The organism is Curtobacterium guangdongense (assembly GCF_049341845.1).
GTDB lineage: Bacteria > Actinomycetota > Actinomycetes > Actinomycetales > Microbacteriaceae > Curtobacterium > Curtobacterium guangdongense.
In genome coordinates this window covers 1-18,963 of the sequence record NZ_JBMPIT010000006.1, presented here as the reverse complement: position 1 = coordinate 18,963, position 18,963 = coordinate 1, and the positions used below count along the sequence as shown (strand labels likewise).

Annotated in this window: 15 protein-coding genes; 8 read left to right on the top strand and 7 right to left on the bottom strand. The window is 70.9% G+C overall.

All coding sequences use genetic code 11. The annotated features are described in order from the left end of the window. Nucleotides 1–80: 80 nt before the first annotated feature. The 5 genes from ACO0E1_RS10335 to ACO0E1_RS10315 all read left to right on the top strand — a co-directional run bounded on the left by ACO0E1_RS10335 (nt 81) and on the right by ACO0E1_RS10315 (nt 6,228). Complete coding sequence (locus ACO0E1_RS10335) at nt 81–1,193, top strand: glycosyltransferase family protein (RefSeq protein WP_422874109.1); 1,113 nt, start codon at nt 81–83, stop codon at nt 1,191–1,193. Between the two features lie 100 nt (nt 1,194–1,293). Further along, complete coding sequence (locus ACO0E1_RS10330) at nt 1,294–2,820, top strand: DUF2142 domain-containing protein (protein ID WP_422874108.1); 1,527 nt, start codon at nt 1,294–1,296, stop codon at nt 2,818–2,820. A gap of 40 nt (nt 2,821–2,860) precedes the next feature. Next, nucleotides 2,861–3,469: a dTDP-4-dehydrorhamnose 3,5-epimerase family protein gene (locus tag ACO0E1_RS10325; protein ID WP_422874107.1), complete on the top strand. Its 609-nt coding sequence runs from the start codon at nt 2,861–2,863 to the stop codon at nt 3,467–3,469. A 55-nt stretch (nt 3,470–3,524) separates the two neighbouring features. Next, nucleotides 3,525–4,388, top strand: a complete 864-nt coding sequence (gene rfbA, locus ACO0E1_RS10320) for a glucose-1-phosphate thymidylyltransferase RfbA (protein WP_422874106.1) — start codon at nt 3,525–3,527, stop codon at nt 4,386–4,388. A 7-nt stretch (nt 4,389–4,395) separates the two neighbouring features. Further along, entirely contained in the window at nt 4,396–6,228 is a 1,833-nt protein-coding gene (locus ACO0E1_RS10315; RefSeq protein ID WP_422874105.1) for a glycosyltransferase family protein, read from the top strand. Here the strand turns inward: ACO0E1_RS10315 and ACO0E1_RS10310 are convergent. Genes ACO0E1_RS10310 through ACO0E1_RS10285 form a run of 6 tightly spaced genes read right to left on the bottom strand, consistent with a single transcriptional unit; the run spans nt 6,225 to nt 11,638 of the window. Continuing rightward, nucleotides 6,225–6,362: a hypothetical protein gene (locus tag ACO0E1_RS10310; RefSeq protein ID WP_422874104.1), complete on the bottom strand. Its 138-nt coding sequence runs from the start codon at nt 6,360–6,362 to the stop codon at nt 6,225–6,227. The genes ACO0E1_RS10315 and ACO0E1_RS10310 overlap by 4 nt on opposite strands. Before the next feature lie 52 nt (nt 6,363–6,414). Then, nucleotides 6,415–7,278 (bottom strand): glycosyltransferase family 2 protein, encoded by an 864-nt coding sequence (locus ACO0E1_RS10305; protein ID WP_422874103.1) that lies wholly within the window; start codon nt 7,276–7,278, stop codon nt 6,415–6,417. Continuing rightward, the gene (locus ACO0E1_RS10300) at nt 7,275–8,423 is read right to left on the bottom strand and encodes a glycosyltransferase family 4 protein (protein WP_422874102.1); all 1,149 of its coding nucleotides are present in this window, start codon (nt 8,421–8,423) and stop codon (nt 7,275–7,277) included. Before ACO0E1_RS10300 ends, ACO0E1_RS10305 begins: the two co-directional genes overlap by 4 nt. Before the next feature lie 59 nt (nt 8,424–8,482). Further along, complete coding sequence (locus ACO0E1_RS10295) at nt 8,483–9,583, bottom strand: glycosyltransferase family 2 protein (protein ID WP_422874101.1); 1,101 nt, start codon at nt 9,581–9,583, stop codon at nt 8,483–8,485. After that, nucleotides 9,502–10,731 (bottom strand): ABC transporter ATP-binding protein, encoded by a 1,230-nt coding sequence (locus ACO0E1_RS10290; RefSeq protein WP_422874100.1) that lies wholly within the window; start codon nt 10,729–10,731, stop codon nt 9,502–9,504. Before ACO0E1_RS10290 ends, ACO0E1_RS10295 begins: the two co-directional genes overlap by 82 nt. Nucleotides 10,732–10,735: 4 nt before the next feature. Beyond that, nucleotides 10,736–11,638: an ABC transporter permease gene (locus ACO0E1_RS10285; protein ID WP_422874099.1), complete on the bottom strand. Its 903-nt coding sequence runs from the start codon at nt 11,636–11,638 to the stop codon at nt 10,736–10,738. 185 nt (nt 11,639–11,823) lie between these two features. On the opposite strand from ACO0E1_RS10285, the gene ACO0E1_RS10280 reads away from it, so the two are divergent. Continuing rightward, complete coding sequence (locus tag ACO0E1_RS10280) at nt 11,824–12,393, top strand: hypothetical protein (RefSeq protein WP_422874098.1); 570 nt, start codon at nt 11,824–11,826, stop codon at nt 12,391–12,393. After that, entirely contained in the window at nt 12,390–14,831 is a 2,442-nt protein-coding gene (locus ACO0E1_RS10275) for a hypothetical protein (protein ID WP_422874097.1), read from the top strand. The genes ACO0E1_RS10280 and ACO0E1_RS10275 overlap by 4 nt, the downstream gene beginning before the upstream one ends. Nucleotides 14,832–14,903: 72 nt before the next feature. On the opposite strand, the gene ACO0E1_RS10270 is transcribed toward ACO0E1_RS10275, so the two are convergent. Beyond that, the gene (locus ACO0E1_RS10270; RefSeq protein WP_422874096.1) at nt 14,904–16,208 is read right to left on the bottom strand and encodes a glycosyltransferase family protein; all 1,305 of its coding nucleotides are present in this window, start codon (nt 16,206–16,208) and stop codon (nt 14,904–14,906) included. Nucleotides 16,209–16,344: 136 nt separating this feature from the next. Between ACO0E1_RS10270 and ACO0E1_RS10265 the strand changes: the two genes are divergently transcribed. After that, nucleotides 16,345–18,834, top strand: a complete 2,490-nt coding sequence (locus tag ACO0E1_RS10265; protein ID WP_422874095.1) for a glycosyltransferase — start codon at nt 16,345–16,347, stop codon at nt 18,832–18,834. Nucleotides 18,835–18,963: the final 129 nt, after the last annotated feature.

Here is an 18,963-nt window from a genome sequence, read left to right as displayed (position 1 = left end):
TCGGGGCTGGCGGCGAACCTGACCATCCTACGGGCGCGACCAGCGAGCGATGCTCGCGACCCCGGCTGCAATACTGCAGTGTGCCCGCCGACACCAGTTCCTCGTTCCTCCGTCGGGTGGTCAAACGGCTCCGCCCGGCGGCCCGACAGCCGATCCCCACCCCCAAGCCCCTCGTCGGCTACGTCGTGCACGGGCACGGCGGCCTGCACGCTCCCTCCGCCCACGTCCGTGTCGTGCAGCGGATCGAGATGCTCGCGCTCTCGGGGCGTGCCGACGTCGCGCAGGTCGACCCACGCGCGTTCGGCGCAGGGGAGGACCCCGCGACGTACGCGGTCGTGCTCGTGCAGCGGGACGCCGTGCCGGCTGCCGACCTCGACGCGTTCCTCGGGCGGATCCGGGCGACCGGCACCCGGCTCGTCGCCGAGGTCGACGACGACTTCTTCACCGACGGTGCCCGTGAGCGACTCGGTCGCGCCGAGTACGACCCGGGTCGTCTCCACTCGGTGAACACGGTGGTGCGGTCGGCGGACAGCACGATCGTCAGCACGCCCGCGCTCGCCGAGGCCGTCCGTGCCGTCGACGGGCACCCGGTCGTCGTCGAGAACCAGGTCGACCCCCGCCTGTGGACGGGCCCGACCGTGGAACCCGCGGACCAAGCGGGACCACTGTCGGACCCGGATGCACCGCACCGCGTCGTCTACGCCGGCTCGCGCACCCACGGCGCCGACCTCGCCCTGCTCGAGCCGGTCTTCGACGGCCTCGTCGCCGCGGACGGGCGCCCGATCCGCCTCGAGGTGGTCGGGGTCACCGAGGACGTCGAGGACTGGTACGACCACCTGTCCGTCCCCGAGGACGCCGGGCACTACCCGTCCTTCGTCCGCTGGCTCCGCCGGAACGCCTGGCGCTGGGACGCAGCCGTCGCGCCGCTCGTCGACGAGCCCTTCAACCACGCCAAGAGCGACCTGAAGTTCGTCGAGTACACGCTCCTCGGGCTGCCGGTCGTGCTCTCGGACGTCGGCCCGTACCGTCCGCACGTCGATCGGGCGGCGGTCGTGCCGAACGACACCGACGCCTGGAGGGAGGCCGTGGTCGCCGCCGTCGGCACCACTCCGGCCGGCCGGACCGACGCGTACGTCCGCGGGGAGCGGCTCATCGGCGTCGACGATGCGTGGGAACGCGCACTCGGACTCTGATCGGAATCCGACGACCAGCGGCCCCGCCCGTCGTCCCGTACGATGCTGCGGGGCATCCGCGCGGAGCCCGCGACGGATCAGGACCGCAGGGGGACGACGAGTGACGGACAGCGCAGTGGCAGCAACCGCGACGACCACGACCACGACCGCGACGACCGCGGCGACGCCGTCGAGGCGGTCGACGAGCTGGCTCCGGTCCTCGTGGCAGTTCATCGCCTTCCTGCTCGTGTTCCTGCTCGGCGGTGCCGCCTTCATCGCGATCACCCCACCCGGGCTGAACCCCGACGAGCCGACGCACGTGTTCCGCGCGTGGCAGGTCGCACACGGCGGATTCGTGTCGGTGGAGTCCGAGAACCAGCCGCACGTCCGTGACGGCGAGGTCGGCGGAGTCGTCCCGACGGCGTGGCCCGCCCTGTTCGCGGAGTCGCACTACCAGCGCGGCTTCGAGGACCCCACGACCTTCCGCGACCTGGACTGGTCGAAGCTCGCGTCGCTGCACGCCTCCGCGGACGACACCGGCTGGGTGACGTTCACGAACACGGCGCAGTACGCCCCGGTCGCGTACGTGCCGCAGGTCGTCGCGATCTGGGTGGGGGAGGCGCTCGACCTCCCCGTGCTCGTCACCCTGGAGCTCGGTCGGGCACTCGGGTTGCTCGCGGTGGCCGGGCTCCTCCTCGCTGCCGCACGGTTGACACCCGTCGGCAGGTTGGCGTTCTTCGCGATCGGCATGTTCCCCTCGGTGGTGTCCCAAGCGGCGTCCTTCAGTGCCGACGGCGTGACGTTGGGGCTCTGCGTCCTCGCGACCGCGGTCGTCCTCCGGTGGTCGCTCCGGGACGGCCCGCTCGGCTGGTGGCGATGGCTCCTGCTCGGCGTGTTGTTCGTCGGGATCGCGCTCGTGAAACCGACGTACGCGCCCCTCGCCGTGATCGTGCTCGCCATCCCGTTCCGCAACCCGGCTGCGCGATCGTGGCGTGCGATCGCCAGCACCGCCGCCGTCGCGGTCAGCGCGATGGTCGCGTTGCTCGGGTGGCTCCGCGCGACGAGCTGGATCTCCACGGGCGTCAACCCGCTCAACGATCCGGCCGAGCAGCGCGCCTACGTCATCGGCGCCCCGTTCGCGTTCGTCAAGGCGACGGTGAAGTCGCTCGTGTTCGACGGTCCCACCGGGCTCACCGACCAGAAGGGCGAGATCTGGCGCGGGGTGTTCGGATCGTTCTCCTGGCTGCGGTCCCCGTTGCCGATGGTCTTCGTGATCCTGCTCGTGGTCGTCGTGGTGCTCGCGATCCTCACCGTCGAACCGCACGAGCGCGCCGCCGTCCGTGCACTCCGTGGCGGTGTCGTGTGGCGCGTGGTGGTCGCCGCCGGAGCGGCCGCGGTGATCGGTGCGGTCTGCCTCGCGCTGTACATCTACTACACGCCGACGAAGGGGCTCGTCCTCGAAGGGCTCCAGGGGCGGTACTTCCTGCCGGTGCTCCCCGCGGTGGTGCTGCTGTTCCTCGGCGGGCGGCTCGTGTCGACGCGCGGGGTACGACCGTTCGTGTTCATCGCCTGCGCGGTGGCGATCGGAGCCGGCATCGCGACGGTCGACCTGCACTGGTACAACTCGTTCCTGCCGTACTGGGGCTGATCGGGGGCCGTCCGGCGAGGGCTCTTGCTAGGATTCCACGGTGCAGATCCGCGAACTGAAGATCCAAGGCGCGTGGGAGTTCACCCCCGTCCAGCACGGCGACGCACGAGGAGCCTTCCTCGAGGCATACCGCGCCGACGTGCTCGAAGCGACGGTCGGACACCCCCTCGACCTCCGGCAGGTGAACATGTCGATCTCGTCGCGCGGCGTCGCGCGGGGGATCCACTACGCGCTCGTCGCCCCGAGCCAGGCGAAGTACGTCACCGCCGTGCGCGGCGCGTTCATCGACTACATCGTCGACATCCGGGTCGGCTCGCCGACGTTCGGCCAGTGGGACTCGGTGCGCATCGACGACGTCGACCGCAAGGCCGTCTACCTGTCGGAGGGCCTCGGCCACGCGATCGTCGCGCTCGAGGACCAGTCCACGGTGAACTACCTCGTCAGCGCCCACTACGACCCGGAGCGCGAGAAGGGGATCACGATCCTCGACCCGACGGTCGGCCTCGAGCTGCCGGAGGGCATCGGCGACCCCGTGCTGAGCGAGAAGGACACCAGCGCCCCGACGCTCGAGGAAGCGGCAGCGGCCGGTCTGCTGCCCACCTACAAGGAGTGCGTCGCGTACACGGAGTCGCTGAGGAGCAGCAAGTGAAGGGCATCATCCTGGCCGAAGTAACCGACGCGTCGTACCTGGGGGGAGTCCGATCATGAAGGGCATCATCCTGGCCGGGGGATCCGGTTCGCGCCTCTGGCCGATCACCAAGGGCATCAGCAAGCAGCTCATGCCCATCTACGACAAGCCGATGGTCTACTACCCGCTGTCGACGCTCATGATGGCCGGCATCCGCGAGGTCCTGGTCATCACGACCCCGGAGTACAACGACCAGTTCCGGGCACTGCTCGGGGACGGCTCGGCGTACGGCATGGACATCCAGTACGCCGTGCAGCCGAGCCCGGACGGCCTGGCGCAGGCGTTCGTCATCGGTGAGGACTTCATCGGCGACGACAGCGTCGCGCTGGTCCTCGGCGACAACATCTTCCACGGCACGGGCCTCGGCACCAGCTTGAAGAAGAACACCGAGGTCCAGGGCGCGACCATCTTCGCGTACCACGTGGCCGACCCGAAGGCGTACGGCGTCGTGGAGTTCGACGAGGACTTCACCGCCGTCTCCATCGAGGAGAAGCCGGCGGAGCCGAAGTCGAACTACGCCGTGCCCGGCCTCTACTTCTACGACAACAAGGTCGTCGAGATCGCCAAGACCATCGAGCCGAGCGCCCGCGGCGAGCTCGAGATCTCCACGGTCAACGAGCGCTACCTGGACGCCGGCACGCTCGGCGTCGAGGTGCTCGACCGCGGCACCGCGTGGCTCGACACCGGCACGTTCGAGTCGATGATGCAGGCGTCCGAGTACGTCAAGGTCATCGAGGACCGCCAGGGCCACAAGATCGGCTGCATCGAGGAGATCGCCTGGCGGAACGGCTGGATCGACGACGCCGCCCTCGCGGCGCTCGCCGCGCCGCTCGCGAAGAGCGGCTACGGCGTCTACCTGCAGCAGCTGCTCGCCGGCTGACCCACTCGTGGCGCTGTTCCGACGCCGCCGTCCGGAAGCGACGGCCCCCGGCTCCGGCCTGGAGGCTCGCCCCGCGTCCGTGACGGCGGCGTCGCCCGTTCCGGTGGCCGGGTGGGACGGCGCGCTGCCGCACTCGGACCGTCCGGTCACGGCGGTCGTCGTCAGTCGCGCTGATCGCCATGCGGCGGTCCCGCCGCTGGTCGCGTCGGTGCGTCGGGCGCTCGGCACGGACACCGACGTCCGCGTCGTCTCGTACGTCGCGGACGACTCACCCGTGGACGAGCAGCAGCCCGACCTGCCGTGGGCCCGCCAGGAGCCGGTGGCGGGTATCGGGTCGGCGATCAACGCCGGGCTCGCCAGCGGGAGCGGTCGGACGGTCGTGCTGCTCGACTCGACGGTGACGATCGGCGACGAGGACCTCCGCGCGCTCGCGGCGGCCGGCGCGGACGGTGTCGTCCAGGCTCGCGTGCGGATGCCCGACGGGTCCGGGCGCAACGGTGCCCTCCTGCTCCGACCAGGGGCCCTGCCGTGGACCGACGACCGGACCGACGACCGCACCGATGACCAGGCCGACGGACCGACCCGGCAACCGGCCACGACCTCGGCGGTCTTCGCGGCGGACCAGCCGGCGATCGCGATGCCGCGCGCCGCCCTGGTACCGGCACCGGTCCTCCCGGACGAACGGATGAGCCTGACGGTCTGGAGCCGCGCGGCGGCCGACCGCATCGACGGTGCCGTGCGCCTCGTGGCGGCCGCGACCCGGTCGGCGGAGGCCGGCCGCACCGTCGACGCCGCCACCGTGGACGCGTTCTCCCGGTGGCGGGACCGCACGGCGGACGGCGACGGCGTCGTCACGGCCGGTGCTCCGCTCCCGCCGTGGGGTGCGCGGCCGGTCGCGCCGCGGCACCCGGTCGACGGCGACGGCGCGTTGACGTGGTCGCTGAAGATCGCCGCACCGGCCGGGCCGGAGGGCGACGGCTGGGGTGACGTGCACTTCGCCGCGGAGCTCGCCGCAGCGCTGGAGCGGCTCGGGCAGCGCGTGCGGATCGACCGGCGGGACGCCCACGTGCGGGACGACGACGCCACGGACGACGTGACGCTCGTGGTCCGCGGACTCGACCGGGTGCCGCCGAATCCCGCCTCGGTGAACCTGCTCTGGGTGATCAGCCACCCGGACGACGTCGCGGACACCGAACTCCGGTCGTTCGACGCGGTGTTCGCCGCCGGTCCGGCCTGGGCGGCGCAGGCATCGGAGCGCGCCGGCGTGCCGGTTCGGACCCTGCTGCAGGCGACCGACCCGTCGGTGTTCTCCCCGACTGCGCGGTCGGACTCGAGCGCCGACGCCGGGCGGGTCGTGTTCGTCGGCTCGACGCGTGGTGCGGCGAGGCCCCTCGTCGCCGAGGCCGTTGCGCTCGGCGTGGACCTGACGGTGCACGGACCCGGGTGGGACGCGCTGGTGCCGACCGGGTCGCTGGGGGAGCCCGCCCTCGGACGCGCCGAGGTCGCGACGGCGTACGCGTCCGCGCGGGTCGTCCTCAACGACCACTGGCCGGACATGGCCGCCGGTGGGTTCCTGTCCAACCGGGTGTTCGACGTGCTGGCAGCGGGCGGGGTCGTCGTCACGGATCCGGTCGCCGGGCTGTCCGACGTGCTGGACGTGCCGACGCTCGCGGTCGCGGACCGACCGGGGCGTCTGGCGGCGCTGCTCGACCCGGCGTTCCCGTGGCCTGACGGCAGCGAGCGGCAGGCGGTGGCGACACACGTCGCGGCGGAACACTCCTTCGACGCCCGGGCACGGGTGCTGCTGGACGCCGCGACGGCGGAGCTGGCGCGCCGCTAGTCCCTGATCAGCCGGGTCCGGTACGCGACCGATGCGATCAGCGCCGTCGCGACGAGGATCCACGCGGCGTTCGCGATGATCGCGGTCCTGGTCGATCCCCAGCGTCCTGGAGTTGGGCCACGGTTGTCGTTCATCATCACCGCCGACGACTCTCCATGAGCGTTCGTACAGCTTCGACCGCGATGGCTACTTCCGTGTGACCCAGCGCGCCCGGATCGAGAGCCCCGCGTGCAGCACGAGCCGGAGTGGCCACAGCCACCACGCCCGGTACTTCCTCGACAGGAACCGGTAGGCGCTCCGGTGGTGCTCGACCTCCATCCGGCGACGGTTCGACGAGGTCGAGTGCGCGCCGGTGTGCACGACGACGGCGGTCGGGACGTAGACGTTGTCGTGCCCGGACGCCCCGACGCGCTGCCCGAGGTCGACGTCCTCGAAGTACATGAAGTACGACTCGTCGAAGCCGTCGAGCTCACGGAAGAGCGACGTCCTGATGAGGAAGCATGCACCGGACAGCCACCCGGCGGTGCGCTCCTCGACGAGGGTCGTCGACCAGTAGCGCTGACTCCACGGGTTCCCCGGCCAGAAGCGCGAGAACGCCGCGTGGCCGAGCCCGGTGCGGAGCGAGGGCAACTGACGAGCGGAGGGGTAGGTGTCCCCGTGCTCGTCGAGGATCTGCGGTCCGAACGACCCGCCGCGGGGCAGACGATCCGCCGCGGCGACGAGCTCGTCGATGGACCCGGGGTGGAACACGACGTCCGGGTTGGTCACGAGCACGAACTCCGGGCGGACGTCCGGGAGCAGGTCGTCGAGCGCCGAGAACGCCGCGTCGATCCCGCCCCCGTAGCCGCGGTTCGAGCCGGACGACACCACGACGGCCCCGTGCGACTCGGCGATCGCGCGCAGTGCGTCGAGGTCGGCGGAACCGTTGTCGGCGACGACGACGGGGACGGGTGTCGCCGAGGCGTGCGCGATGCTGTCGAGGAACGGCCGGATCGTCTCGCCGGTGTTGTACGTGACCGTCAGCACGGCGACGCGGGGTGCGGCGCTCACCGGGCGACCTCGGCGTAGGCGGCGGCGTGCACCCGGGCGGTGGCGTCCCACGTGAACTCGGCGGCACGCGCCACGGCCAGGCGTCGGTGCTGCTCGCGCAGCTCGGCGTCGTCGAGCAGGGTCGACAGGGCCGCCGCGATCGACGTGGCGTCGGTGTCGGTGTAGACGGCCGCGTCGCCGCCGACCTCGGGCAACGAGAGCTTCCGGGTCGTCAGGACGCACGCACCGGCGGCCATCGCCTCGACCACCGGCAGGCCGAACCCCTCGCCGAGGCTGGGGTAGACGACGACCGTCGCGCCGCCGAGGAACCCGGAGAGGTCCTCCAGCGGCAGGTACCCGGCTTCGATCACGTGGTCGTCGTCGGTCAGGGCGTCGAGCGCGGCGATCGCCTGGTCGTCCCACCCGCGTGCACCGGAGAGCACCAGCCACGGGGTGTCCCGCCCACCGGCCGCCCTGGTGGTCCGGACCGAGCGGTACGCGTCGAGCAGCGCGCCGACGTTCTTCCTCGGCTCGATCGTGCCGAGGAACGCGATCCACTCGGCGTCGTCCGGCAGTCCTGCGGCGATGCGGGCGTCGGCGACCTGGTCGTCGGTCGGCGCGTGGAACACGGCGCGGTCGACCCCGAGGTGCGCGACCCGGACGTCGGCGCGGATGCCGGTGACGGCGCGTGCCGCTTCGGTCCGTGTCGCCTCGCTCGGGACGACCACGACGGGACGGCTCCGCAGCGAGCGGCGGCTCCACCACGTGAAGAAGGTGCGCTTCAGCCGGGAGTGCCACTCGGGGTTCGAGAAGAACGTGGCGTCGTGCAGGGTGACGACGGACCCGCGGCGCCAGGCGAACGGGAACGTGTAGTGCGGGGAGTGCAGGACCCGGGCGCCGAGCCGCCGGCCGAGTGCGACGAGTCCGGTCTGCTCCCAGAGGAACCGCAGCGGCACCGACCGGACCCGTCCTGGGGCGACGTGCACCGTGACGTCCGGAGCGATCCGGGAGAAGTGCGCGACGTGCTCGCGGCGCACGACGAGGTGCAGGTCGAGCTGCGGATCGGCCGCGGCGAGGTGCGAGACGACGCCCTCCACGTACCGGCCGACTCCGCCGAGGTTCCGCGGTACGGCGGTCCCGTCGATGAGGACGGTGAGCTGCGGCACGCGGTGTTCCTTTCGGCCTGGACCGTCGGCGGATGACGGTCCAGCGTATCGCGCGCCGCTCATGCCCCCGTGTCCACCCGGCCGCGCGCCACGACGGCGCGCGACGACTCGGTGCGTCGGCGAGCGAGGTGGTGGGGGAGGTGCCCCGCGACGTCGGCCAACGCTGCCAGGACGAGGCGTGCCTCCCGTCTCGTCGACGACGCGATCGTGAGCCGCAGCGCCCTGGCCGCGGTGCGCACGGCTGCGCGGCCGACCACCGGCCACGGCGCGTGCCAGAGTGCGACGACCAGCCGGTTCCTGGCGTTCTTCGACACGAACAGGTCGCTCTGCACACCGGACGACGCGGAGTGGTCGTGCTCGACCACCGCGTCGGCCGCGTACTCGACGCGCCAGCCGCGACGGGCGAGCCGCCAGGCGAGCTCGGTGTCCTCGTAGTACATGAACAGGCTCTCGTCGAGGAGACCCACGTCGTCGAGCGCGCTGCGACGGAGCGCGCTCGCGCCACCGGAGAAGCCGAACACGCGGGTCGGCGCTCGGGTGTCGACCGGTGCGAGCCAGTCGCGGTCCGATCCGTTGCCGACGCGGTCCACCTGGACTCCGGTGGAGTTGAGGCGGACCTCGCCGTCCTGACTCGGGACCCAGGACCGGCCGTCGTGCGCGCGCAGGGCGCGCTGGCCGGGATCCGGCAGGGCACCGGGCGGGAGGATCGTCCAGCGTCCCGCGAGCACGATGCGGCCCGTCACCGCGGCGACCTCCGGGCGGCTCGCGGCCAGGTGGTCGCGGAGCGCACCGACGAACCCGGACGCGGGGACGGCGTCGTTGTTGAGGAGCACCACGACGTCGGCGCTCGTCGCGCGGATGCCGGCGTTCGCACCGGCGGCGAACCCGCCGTTGCGGTCGCGCACCACGAGCGTCACGTCGGGGAGTCCGGCACGGAGCACCGCGACGGAGTCGTCGGCGGAGCCGTTGTCGACGACGACGACCTCGTCAGCGCCGTCCGGGTCGTCGAGGACCGCCCGGACGGCCCTGGTGGTCAGGTCGGCGCGGTTCCAGTTGACGACGACGACCGCCGTGCGGGTCAGTCGACGTCCTCGAGCGAGGGTTCGGCGTAGACGGTGCCGACCGCGTTGCCGAAGGCGGGGACCTCGAACGAGTCGCACTCCGGCAGGTCGTGCAGGTGCCGTCCGGCGGAGTCCATCATCGACACGTTGATGAAGTACTTGCCGGTGCCGAACGCGGTGTCGGCGATGCGGATGCGGAGCTTCTTCCGGCCGTGCAGCGGCGGGAGCGTGACACCCATGATGCCGGTGGTGGTGCCGAACACGACCTGCCCGGCGGTGTTGTTCACCTGCACCGCCGCCTCCCAGTCCGTGACGCCGTCGAGGTGCTCGAACTCCATGTCGACGATCAGGTCGTCGCCCGGGCGCACCCCGTCGCGCGGGCCCTTGCCGTCGGCGTGGACACTCGCGCCGAGCACGGTACCCCGGCCGACCGCGACGTCCTGGCTCAGTTCACCGTGGCGCCGCTCCTCGAGCACGTCGCGGAACATGCTCACCGCGGCGACCGGGTCGCCGTCGTGCAGCACCTTGCCCTTGTTGAGCAGGACGACGCGGTCGCACATCTCCTGCACCTGGCTCAGGGAGTGCGTGACGATGATGATCGTCTTGCCGGCTTCCTGGAAGGTGCGGATGCGGTCGAGGCACTTGCGCTGGAAGGCCTCGTCGCCGACCGCGAGCACCTCGTCGACGAGCAGGACGTCGGGGTCGGTGTGCACGGCGACCGCGAAGGCGAGTCGCACGTACATGCCGGACGAGTAGAACTTCACCTGGGTGTCGATGAAGTCGCCGATGCCCGAGAACGCGAGGATGTCGTCGAAGCGTTCCTCGGTCTGCTTGCGGGTCAGCCCGAGCAGGCTCGCGTTGAGGAAGACGTTCTCGCGGCCGGACAGGTCCGGGTGGAAGCCCGCGCCGAGCTCCAGAAGCGCGGCGAGTCGGCCACGGCGCGACACGGTGCCGGACGTCGGCTGGATGATGCCGCCGATCGCCTTGAGCAGCGTCGACTTCCCGGAGCCGTTCTGACCGATCAGGCCGACGGTCGACCCGGCCTTGATCGAGACGGTGACGTCGTCGAGCGCCCAGAAGTCCTGGCGGTGCTTCCGGCCGGCGCGGCCGAGCGTGACGATGCGTTCGCGGATCGTGTTGTCCTTGCGGACGACGAAGCGCTTGCGCACGTGGTCGATGACGATGACCTCGGGGCGGTCGTCCGAGCGCTGTTCGGTCGAGGGCGCGACGGGGGTGCTGATGGCCATGTGCTCAGAGCTCCTGTGCGAAGTTGCCCTGCAGGCGGGAGAAGACCCGCTGCGCGCCGATGAGGCAGAACAGTCCGATGACGAACGCGATGAGCAGGCGCATCATGAGGTGGTCGGGGTAGTCGACGATGCCCGGCTTGTGCAGCCAGATCGCGTTCTGCAGCCCGAGCACCGAGAGCGTCAGCGGGTTGTTCGTGTAGATCGCGAGCAGCCACCCGATGTGGAGCCGGTCGACGACCATCGAGTACGAGTAGACGATCGGTGATCCCCAGAGCAGGACCATCAGGCCGACGTCGATGACGAACTGCACGTCACGCAGGTACACGTTGAGCGCCGACAGGATGAGCCCGATGGCGGAGCCGTAGACCAGGATCACGAGCAGCGACGGGATCAGGTACACCAGGCCGCCGTGCCACGGGAACTTCCCGAGCACCGCGGTCGCCGCGATGAGGATCACGAACTGGATCGCGTAGTTCACCAGTGCGGCGCCGACGCTCGCGAGCGGGAAGACCTCTCGCGGGACGTACACCTTCTTGATCAGCCCGCTGTTGCCGACGATCGACCCGGTGGACCCGGCGACGATCTCGCTGAAGAGCGTGTACGCGGTCAGACCGGTGAAGACGTAGATCGCGAAGTTGTCGATGCCCCGCGCGGCGTTCAGGATCTGGCCCATCACGAAGTAGTAGATGAGGAGCTGCGTGAGCGGGCGCACGAGCGTCCACACGAAGCCGAGCGCGGAGTCCTTGTAGCGGGCCTTCAGGTCACGGCGGACGAGCATGCCGAGCATCTCGCGCTGGTGGAACACGTCGCGGAGTTCCCGCCAGGTGCCACGGATCGCGCTCGAGGGGGCGCCCACCACGACGAGGGGCTCCGCCGCGAGCTGGCGCATGCGGTTGTTGTCGACCATCACACTCTTCGTTCGGGGGCAGGACCTGGACAGTGTAGCCGTGCGCGTCCGCCGCGAGCCGTGCCCCCGGTGCGGGGGGCAAACCGGGGTTGAGACGGTTTTCATCTTCCCCTGGGCCTTCTCACTTGTCACACTGGTAACACCCGAAGCCCCGTGTCCCATGCTCCTCACCAAGATCGGCACCCGTGCATCGCACCGCATCCACCGTCTCCGCGCTCGGCTTGACCGCCGTGGCGCTGCTCGTCCTCGCCGCCTGCACCGGCGGCGGCGGCGACCGACCGACGCCGTCGCGCAGCGCGTCGGCATCCGCATCGGCGTCGGCCACGCCCTCCGCCTCGGCGGGCTCCGACGACGCGGGATCCGGCTCCGGTCCCTCCGATGGTGACGGGCCGACGACCGTGCCGATCCCGAGCGAGACCCCGGCCGACGACCCGTCCGAGGCGCCGCCGTCGGACTTCCCGGCCACCGCGCTCGTGACCTACGCCGGGTGGGACGCAGGATCGCAGACGCTGCAGGCGTCCGGCATCGTCAGCGGGGCGACCGACACGAGCGGCAAGTGCACCTTCACCGCGAAGCAGGGCGGCACCACCCGCGAGCAGGGGAGCGAGGCCCGGGTGGCGAGCACGAGCATCAACTGCGCGCAGGTCTCCTTCCCCCGCGCGCAGCTCGGGTCGGGCACCTGGACGGTCGCCCTCCGCTACTCCCTCGGCGGCAAGTCCGTCACCTCGGCCACGACGACAGTGGAGATCCCGTGAACGCCCAGACCGAAGCGCGCCGACCAGCGCTCCGCCGCCCGCGCGCCTGGATCGCGCTGATCACGGCCGTCGTGGCGTTCGCCGCGACGCTCAGCGCCTTCACGGTGGTCGTCGACGAGCAGCCGGCCTCCGCGGCGACCGCGAGCGGGTTCGACCCCGGCAACATCATCAGCGACGCGAACTTCTACAACTCGAACGCGCTGAACGCCGCCCAGGTGCAGTACTTCCTCGACGGCAAGGTCCCGACCTGCAGGTCCGGGTCCGGCCCGGCGTGTCTCCGGAACTACTCCCAGAACACCCGGGCCATCGGCGCCGTCGCCGGGCGCTGCGCGGGCCTCGGCGGCGGCTCGATGACCGCGGCGCAGATCATCGACGGGGTCGCCCGCGCGTGCGGCATCAGCCAGAAGGTGCTGCTCGTCCTGCTCGAGAAGGAGCAGGGGCTCGTCACGTCGAGCGCACCGACGTCGTACAAGTACACGCACGCGACCGGTTTCGCCTGCCCGGACACCGCTCCGTGCGACCCGGCGTACAACGGCTTCTTCGCGCAGGTGTACGCGGCCGGGCTGCAGTTCCAGCGCTACAAGGCATCGCCGAACTCGTGGGGCTACCAGGCCGGGCGGACGAACACGATCCTGTACAACCCGAACGGTGCATGCGGCACGAAGCAGGTCTACATCCAGAACCAGGCCACCGCGGCGCTGTACATCTACACGCCGTACGTGCCCAACCAGGCGGCGCTGAACAACCTCTACGGCACCGGTGACAGCTGCTCGGCGTACGGCAACCGCAACTTCTGGCGGATGTACACCGACTGGTTCGGATCCACCACCGGCGGGAACTCGCCGACGGGTGCCATCACCGGCGTCTCGACCGGCTACCAGCAGGCCGTCGTGACCGGCTGGGCCGTCGACCCCGACACGACCTCCCCGATCCGCACCGATCTCTACGTCGACGGCGCGGGCGCGGCGAGCGTCACCGCGAACATCGACACCCCGTCACTCGCCGGCCAGCTCGGCGCGAACAACACCAAGCACGGGTTCTCCGCGAAGCTCACGGGCCTCAGCGCCGGCTCGCACGAGGTGTGCGCGTGGGGCATCAACGCCGGAGCAGGCTCGAACGCGCAGTTCCAGTGCGCCACGTTCACGATCGAGGGTGGGAGCCCGGTCGGCGTGATCGACGCCGTGAGCAGTGCGATCGACACCGTGACGGTGCGCGGCTGGGCCATCGACCCGGACACCACCGCGGCCGTGTCGGTGCGGGTGCAGATCGACGGCAGCACCAAGGCGACGTGGACGGCGAACCAGGTCAAGGCGAGCCTCGACGCCGCGAAGCCCGGGTACGGTGACGCCCACAAGTTCTCCGGGACGATCTCCGGCGTCTCCCCGGGATCGCACCAGCTCTGCGTCGTCGCGGTGAACAAGGCGGGGAGCGGCTCCGACAAGCAGCTCGGCTGCGAGTCGTTCACGCGGCAGACCGGGTCGCCGATGACGAGCCTCGACCAGGCGGACTCGAAGTCCCCCGGGATGCTGACGGTGCGCGGTTGGGCGATCGACCCCGACACGGCGAAGTCCGTGCGGGTCGACGCGTACGTCGACGGCACCCGCGTCAAGGGCCGTCGGGCCGACATCGCGAAGGCCTCCCTCGCGACGGCGTTCCCCGGGTACGGCGCGAACCACCAGTTCAGCATGACGATCACCGGCCTCGCGCCGTCGGTGCCGCACGAACTGTGCATCGCCGCCGTCGACGAGGTGGGCGGGCACCCCGCGACCTGGACGTGCCGGACCGTGGCGCAGCCCACCGGTGCGCCGAACATGTCGATCGACCAGGCGAAGGCCACGTCGCTCGGAACCGTGACGATGCGCGGCTGGGCGATCGACCCGGACGTCGTCGACCCGGTGGACGTCTCGTTCACGATCGACGGCAAGTCGGCGGGCAGCACCACCGCGAAGACGGCCAAGGCGTCCCTCGCGACGGCGTTCCCCGGGTACGGAGCGAACCACCAGTTCACGAAGACGATCACCGACGTCGGGCCGGGCAAGCACACGGTCTGCACCACGGTGCAGAACGTCGGCGGCGGCAGCGACACGACGGACTGCCGGAGCGTGTCGATGCTGACCGGCTCGCCGACGTTCTTCGTCGACGAGGCGTCCTCCCGGTCCGCCGGGTCGATCACGCTGCGCGGCTGGGCGATCGACCCGGACACGGCCGACCCGGTGCGCATCGACACCTACGTCGACGACGTCGGAGCGTCGAGCATCCAGGCAGCCGGCGCGAAGGCGTCGCTCGTCGACAGCTTCGGGGCCGGGTACGGCGCGAACCACCAGTTCAGCCAGACGCTGACCGGGTTCACGGCGGGCAAGCACCAGGTCTGCATGTACGCGATCAACGTCGGGGCCGGGTCGAACACGATCGCGTGCTCGACGGTGACCGTCAAGTAGCGCCACCGGCACGACGAAGGGGCACCGCGACCGCGGTGCCCCTTCGTCGTCTCCCGGCGTCCGGCCGGGTGCTCAGCGACGGCGTGCGATCCGGGCGGCGCGCTCGACGAGCTTGTAGGCGCGGCTCCTGGTGACCTCGTCGAGACGGATCGCCAGACGGTCGCGCTCTGCGGTCAGCTCGCCGATCCTGTCGTGCGCGGCAGCGGCCGACGCGGCGTTCGTCTCGGCGGCGTCGACGGCGGAGATCAGGCGCTCGTTGATGTCCTGCACGCCCGACAGGTGCAGGTCGCGGTCGCGCTCGGCCTGGCGGAGGCGTTCCCGCATGTGGGCGGCCCAGATCAGGAACGGCCCGCGGTCGACCCCGGGTCGGTCCCGGCGCGCCTGGACGACGCGGCGGAGGTCTTCGTCGGCGGTCACGGCCCTGGTGTCGTACGAGTGGCGTTCGAGCACCACCGCACGGAGTCGTTCGACCAGGTCGGGGTCGTCCGTCGCCGCCGCGGCGACGAGGGACGGGCCGTCGGTGTAGGTGGGGACTCCGGCGAGTCCGAGCTCGTCGAGCCCCTCCGCGCAGTTCGTCACGACGAGGGCGCCGGAGGCCAGCCCTTCGAAGAGCCGGGAGTTGTGCGTCGCGTACTCGCGGGCCGGCGGGATGACGTCGTCGACGACGACCCGCGCGGACGCGTACACCGCCGGCAGGTCGAAGAAGGGCACCTTGCCACGGTGGTCGACGCGCTCGTCGAGGTGCAGGTGGTCGCCGTTCGCGCCGTACCAGACGACGTCGCGCGACTCGGCGAGCTCGGCGATGGCCGGGATCCCGGCCCGGTCGGCACCCCAGAAGTTCACGGTGGTGACGACGTCGATGTCGGCGGAGTCGGTCCGGTCACCGGCTCGCTCGCCGGCTCGCTCGCCGGTGAACAGCTCGAGGTCGACCCCGATCGGCAGGACCTGGACCGGGCCGTCGTAGCGCTCGGCGATCCGGTCGCGCGCCGGCGTGGACGACGTCCAGATCGAGTCGAACTCGTCGAGGTAGGGCAGCTCCGCCCAGACGTCGGTCCAGTTGCGTACCCACGCGACCAGCGCGGTGTGCTGGGGGAGGAGCCCAGGGACGAACGACTCGATCATCGAGACGACGACGTCGACGTCGTCCGCCACGTGCGTGTCCCACTGCTCGATCGGCCAGAGCACCACGCCCCAGCCGAGCCGTTCGAGGTACTTCGCCAGGCCGAGCGCGACGTACACGTCGCCGGCGCCGGCATCGACGTCGTCGGTGGACACCGCGAAGGCGACGGTTCCCCGTCCGCCGCTGCGGTGTTCACCCGCTGCGATCGATCGGTAGAGCGCGGCCTGGTCGTCCGCGGAAGAGAGGTGATCGGGCATCGCTCCATCATGCCGCAGCCGTCGGCGCTGGCGGGGCACCCGGGATCCGCGGGTTCGGCCTTGTAGGGTGTTCTCCGCACGACGCCGGTCGTGGCGGTCCCGCACGGGTCCGTATCGCGCTGACGAAAGGGTTCGAGTGAGCGAGCGCAGGACGGGGGTCGTCTCGGTCGTCCTCGTGAACTACAAGGGCACCGACGACACCCTCACGAGCATCGCCGGTCTGGTCGAGCAGGACTGGCCCGCCGACAAGCTGGAGATCGTCGTCGTGGACAACGACTCCGGTGCGGAGCACGTCGGGCGGCTCAAGGCGTCCGACCTCCCCTTCACGCTCGTCGAGTCCGGTGGCAACCTCGGGTTCACCGGTGGGTGCAACCTCGGTGTCGCGAACACCACCGGTGAGTTCGTCGCGTTCCTCAACAACGACGCCCGCCCCGACCCTGCCTGGATCCGCGAGGCGATGGCGACCTTCGCGTCCGGCCGCGACATCGGCGCGGTCGCGAGCAAGGTCCTCGACTGGGACGGCGTCAACGTCGACTTCACCGAGGCCGCGATGACCTGGTACGGCATGGGCTACAAGCCCTTCGCCGGTTCGCCGGACACCGGTAAGTGGGAGACCGAGACGGACGTGCTCTTCGGCACCGGCGCCGCGATGTTCATCCGCGCCGACCTGTTCGAGCAGCTCGACGGCTTCGACGACCGTTACTTCATGTTCTACGAGGACGTCGACCTCGGCTGGCGGCTCAACTTGCTCGGCTGGCGCTTCCGCTACCAGCCGAAGTCCGTGGCCTTCCACAAGCACCACGCGTCGATGAACAAGCTCGGCGACTTCCGCGAGACGTACCTGCTCGAACGGAACGCCCTGTTCACGCTGTACAAGAACCTCGGCGACGAGCAGCTGCGCACCGCGCTGCCCGGTGCCCTCGCGCTCGCGGTTCGCCGCGCGGTCGGTCGTGGCGAGCTCGACTCCGAGTCGCTCGACATCCGTCGACCAGGTGGCGACGCCGACCCGACGATGCCGGTGTCGAAGACGACGATGGCCGGCGTGTTCGGCATCGACCGGTTCGTCGAGGAACTCCCGTCCATGACCGAGTCGCGTCGGCAGGTCCAGGCGACCCGCGTGCGGAGCGACCGCGAACTGCTCCGGCTCTTCGGCAACCGCGACGAGCCGGCGTACCCGATCGAGTCCTACCTGGCCGGGTACGACAAGATCGTGCACTCGCTCGGCGTGCTCGAGGTCGGGCAGCGTCGGCGGATCCTCATCGTCACCGGCGACGCCATCGGCGAGAAGATGGCCGGCCCCGCGATCCGCGCGACGAACATGGCGAAGGAGCTGTCCGGCGAGCACGACGTCCGGGTCATCAGCCTGACCCGCTCGGTGCAGATCGACCCGGACTACGACGTCGTCACCGTCCCGCACCGTCACCCGCGCCAGATGATCGAGCACGAGGGCTGGGCGGACGTCATCATCGTCCAGGGCCACGCGCTCCGACTGTTCCCGGTGCTCGAGTCGACGGCGAAGATCCTCGTCGTCGACGTGTACGACCCGCTGCACCTCGAGCAGCTCGAGCAGGGCCGCGACGAGGACGTCGACAAGTGGGACCGTCAGATCCTCGACGCGTCCGACACGCTGAACCACCAGCTCGAGCTCGGCGACTTCTTCATCTGCGCCTCGGAGCGACAGCGCCTGTTCTGGCTCGGTCAGCTCGCCGGTTCCGGCCGGATCAACGCCAGGACGTACTCACGGGACCCCGAGCTCCGCAGCCTGATCGGCGTCGTGCCGTTCGGTCTGTCCGCGACGCCGCCGGTGCACACCACGAACGTCGTCAAGGGCGTCGTGCCGGGCATCGGCAAGGACGACAAGCTCATCGTCTGGGGCGGCGGCATCTACGACTGGTTCGACCCGATCACGCTCGTCCGCGCGATGGGGGAGCTCGCGGAGCGTCACTCGGACGTCCGCCTGTTCTTCATGGGCGTCCAGCACCCGAACCCGGACGTCCCGGAGATGGACATCGTCGCGAAGGTCCGGAAGGAGTCCGACGACCTCGGGCTCACCGGCAAGCATGTGTTCTTCAACGAGTCGTGGATCCCGTACGAGGAGCGCGGCGCGTACCTCGCCGAGGCCGACGCCGGCGTCTCCACGCACTACGAGCACCTCGAGACGACGTTCTCGTTCCGCACCAGGATCCTCGACTACCTCTGGGCGAGCCTGCCGATCGTCACGACGGGCGGGGACTCCTTCGCCGAGCTCGTCGCCGAGGAACGGCTCGGCGAGGTCGTGCACGAGCGCGACGTCACCGGGTTGGCCGACGCGCTCGACAAGGTCCTGTTCGACGACGACGCCCGGGCGACCTACCTCGAGAACGTCACCCGGGTCCGGCAGGACTTCACCTGGTCGAACGTCCTCGCGCCGCTCGTCGAGTTCTGCCGGAACCCGATCCGTGCCGCCGACAAGACCGTCCGCGCGGCCGCGTCGCTGCCCGTCGCCCACGAGATGCGCGTGCGCGTCCCGGATCGCCAGAAGCTGTACGGCGTGCGGTACGACCTGGGTCGTGCCGTCCACTACCTGCGCACCGAAGGGCCGCGCAGCGTCGCGGCGAAGGTGAAGCGCCGCATCGCCAACCGATGACCGACATCTCGGACGTCCGCACCCGCTCCTCTCGACTCGCGCAGTTGCAGGGGCGGGTGTCGGCGTTGGTGGAGCCGCGGGTGTCTGGGTTGCCGCGGTTGTGGGTGGTGGTGTCGTTCCCGGTGCTGG

Bases quoted from the DNA above. Each gene is read 5' to 3' on its own strand.
- rfbA (WP_422874106.1), top strand. From the start codon at position 3,525: ATGAAGGGCATCATCCTGGCCGGGGGATCCGGTTCGCGCCTCTGGCCG.
- ACO0E1_RS10310 (WP_422874104.1), bottom strand. From the start codon at position 6,362: ATGAACGACAACCGTGGCCCAACTCCAGGACGCTGGGGATCGACCAGG.
- ACO0E1_RS10290 (WP_422874100.1), bottom strand. From the start codon at position 10,731: ATGGCCATCAGCACCCCCGTCGCGCCCTCGACCGAACAGCGCTCGGAC.
- ACO0E1_RS10285 (WP_422874099.1), bottom strand. From the start codon at position 11,638: ATGGTCGACAACAACCGCATGCGCCAGCTCGCGGCGGAGCCCCTCGTC.
- ACO0E1_RS10270 (WP_422874096.1), bottom strand. From the start codon at position 16,208: ATGCCCGATCACCTCTCTTCCGCGGACGACCAGGCCGCGCTCTACCGA.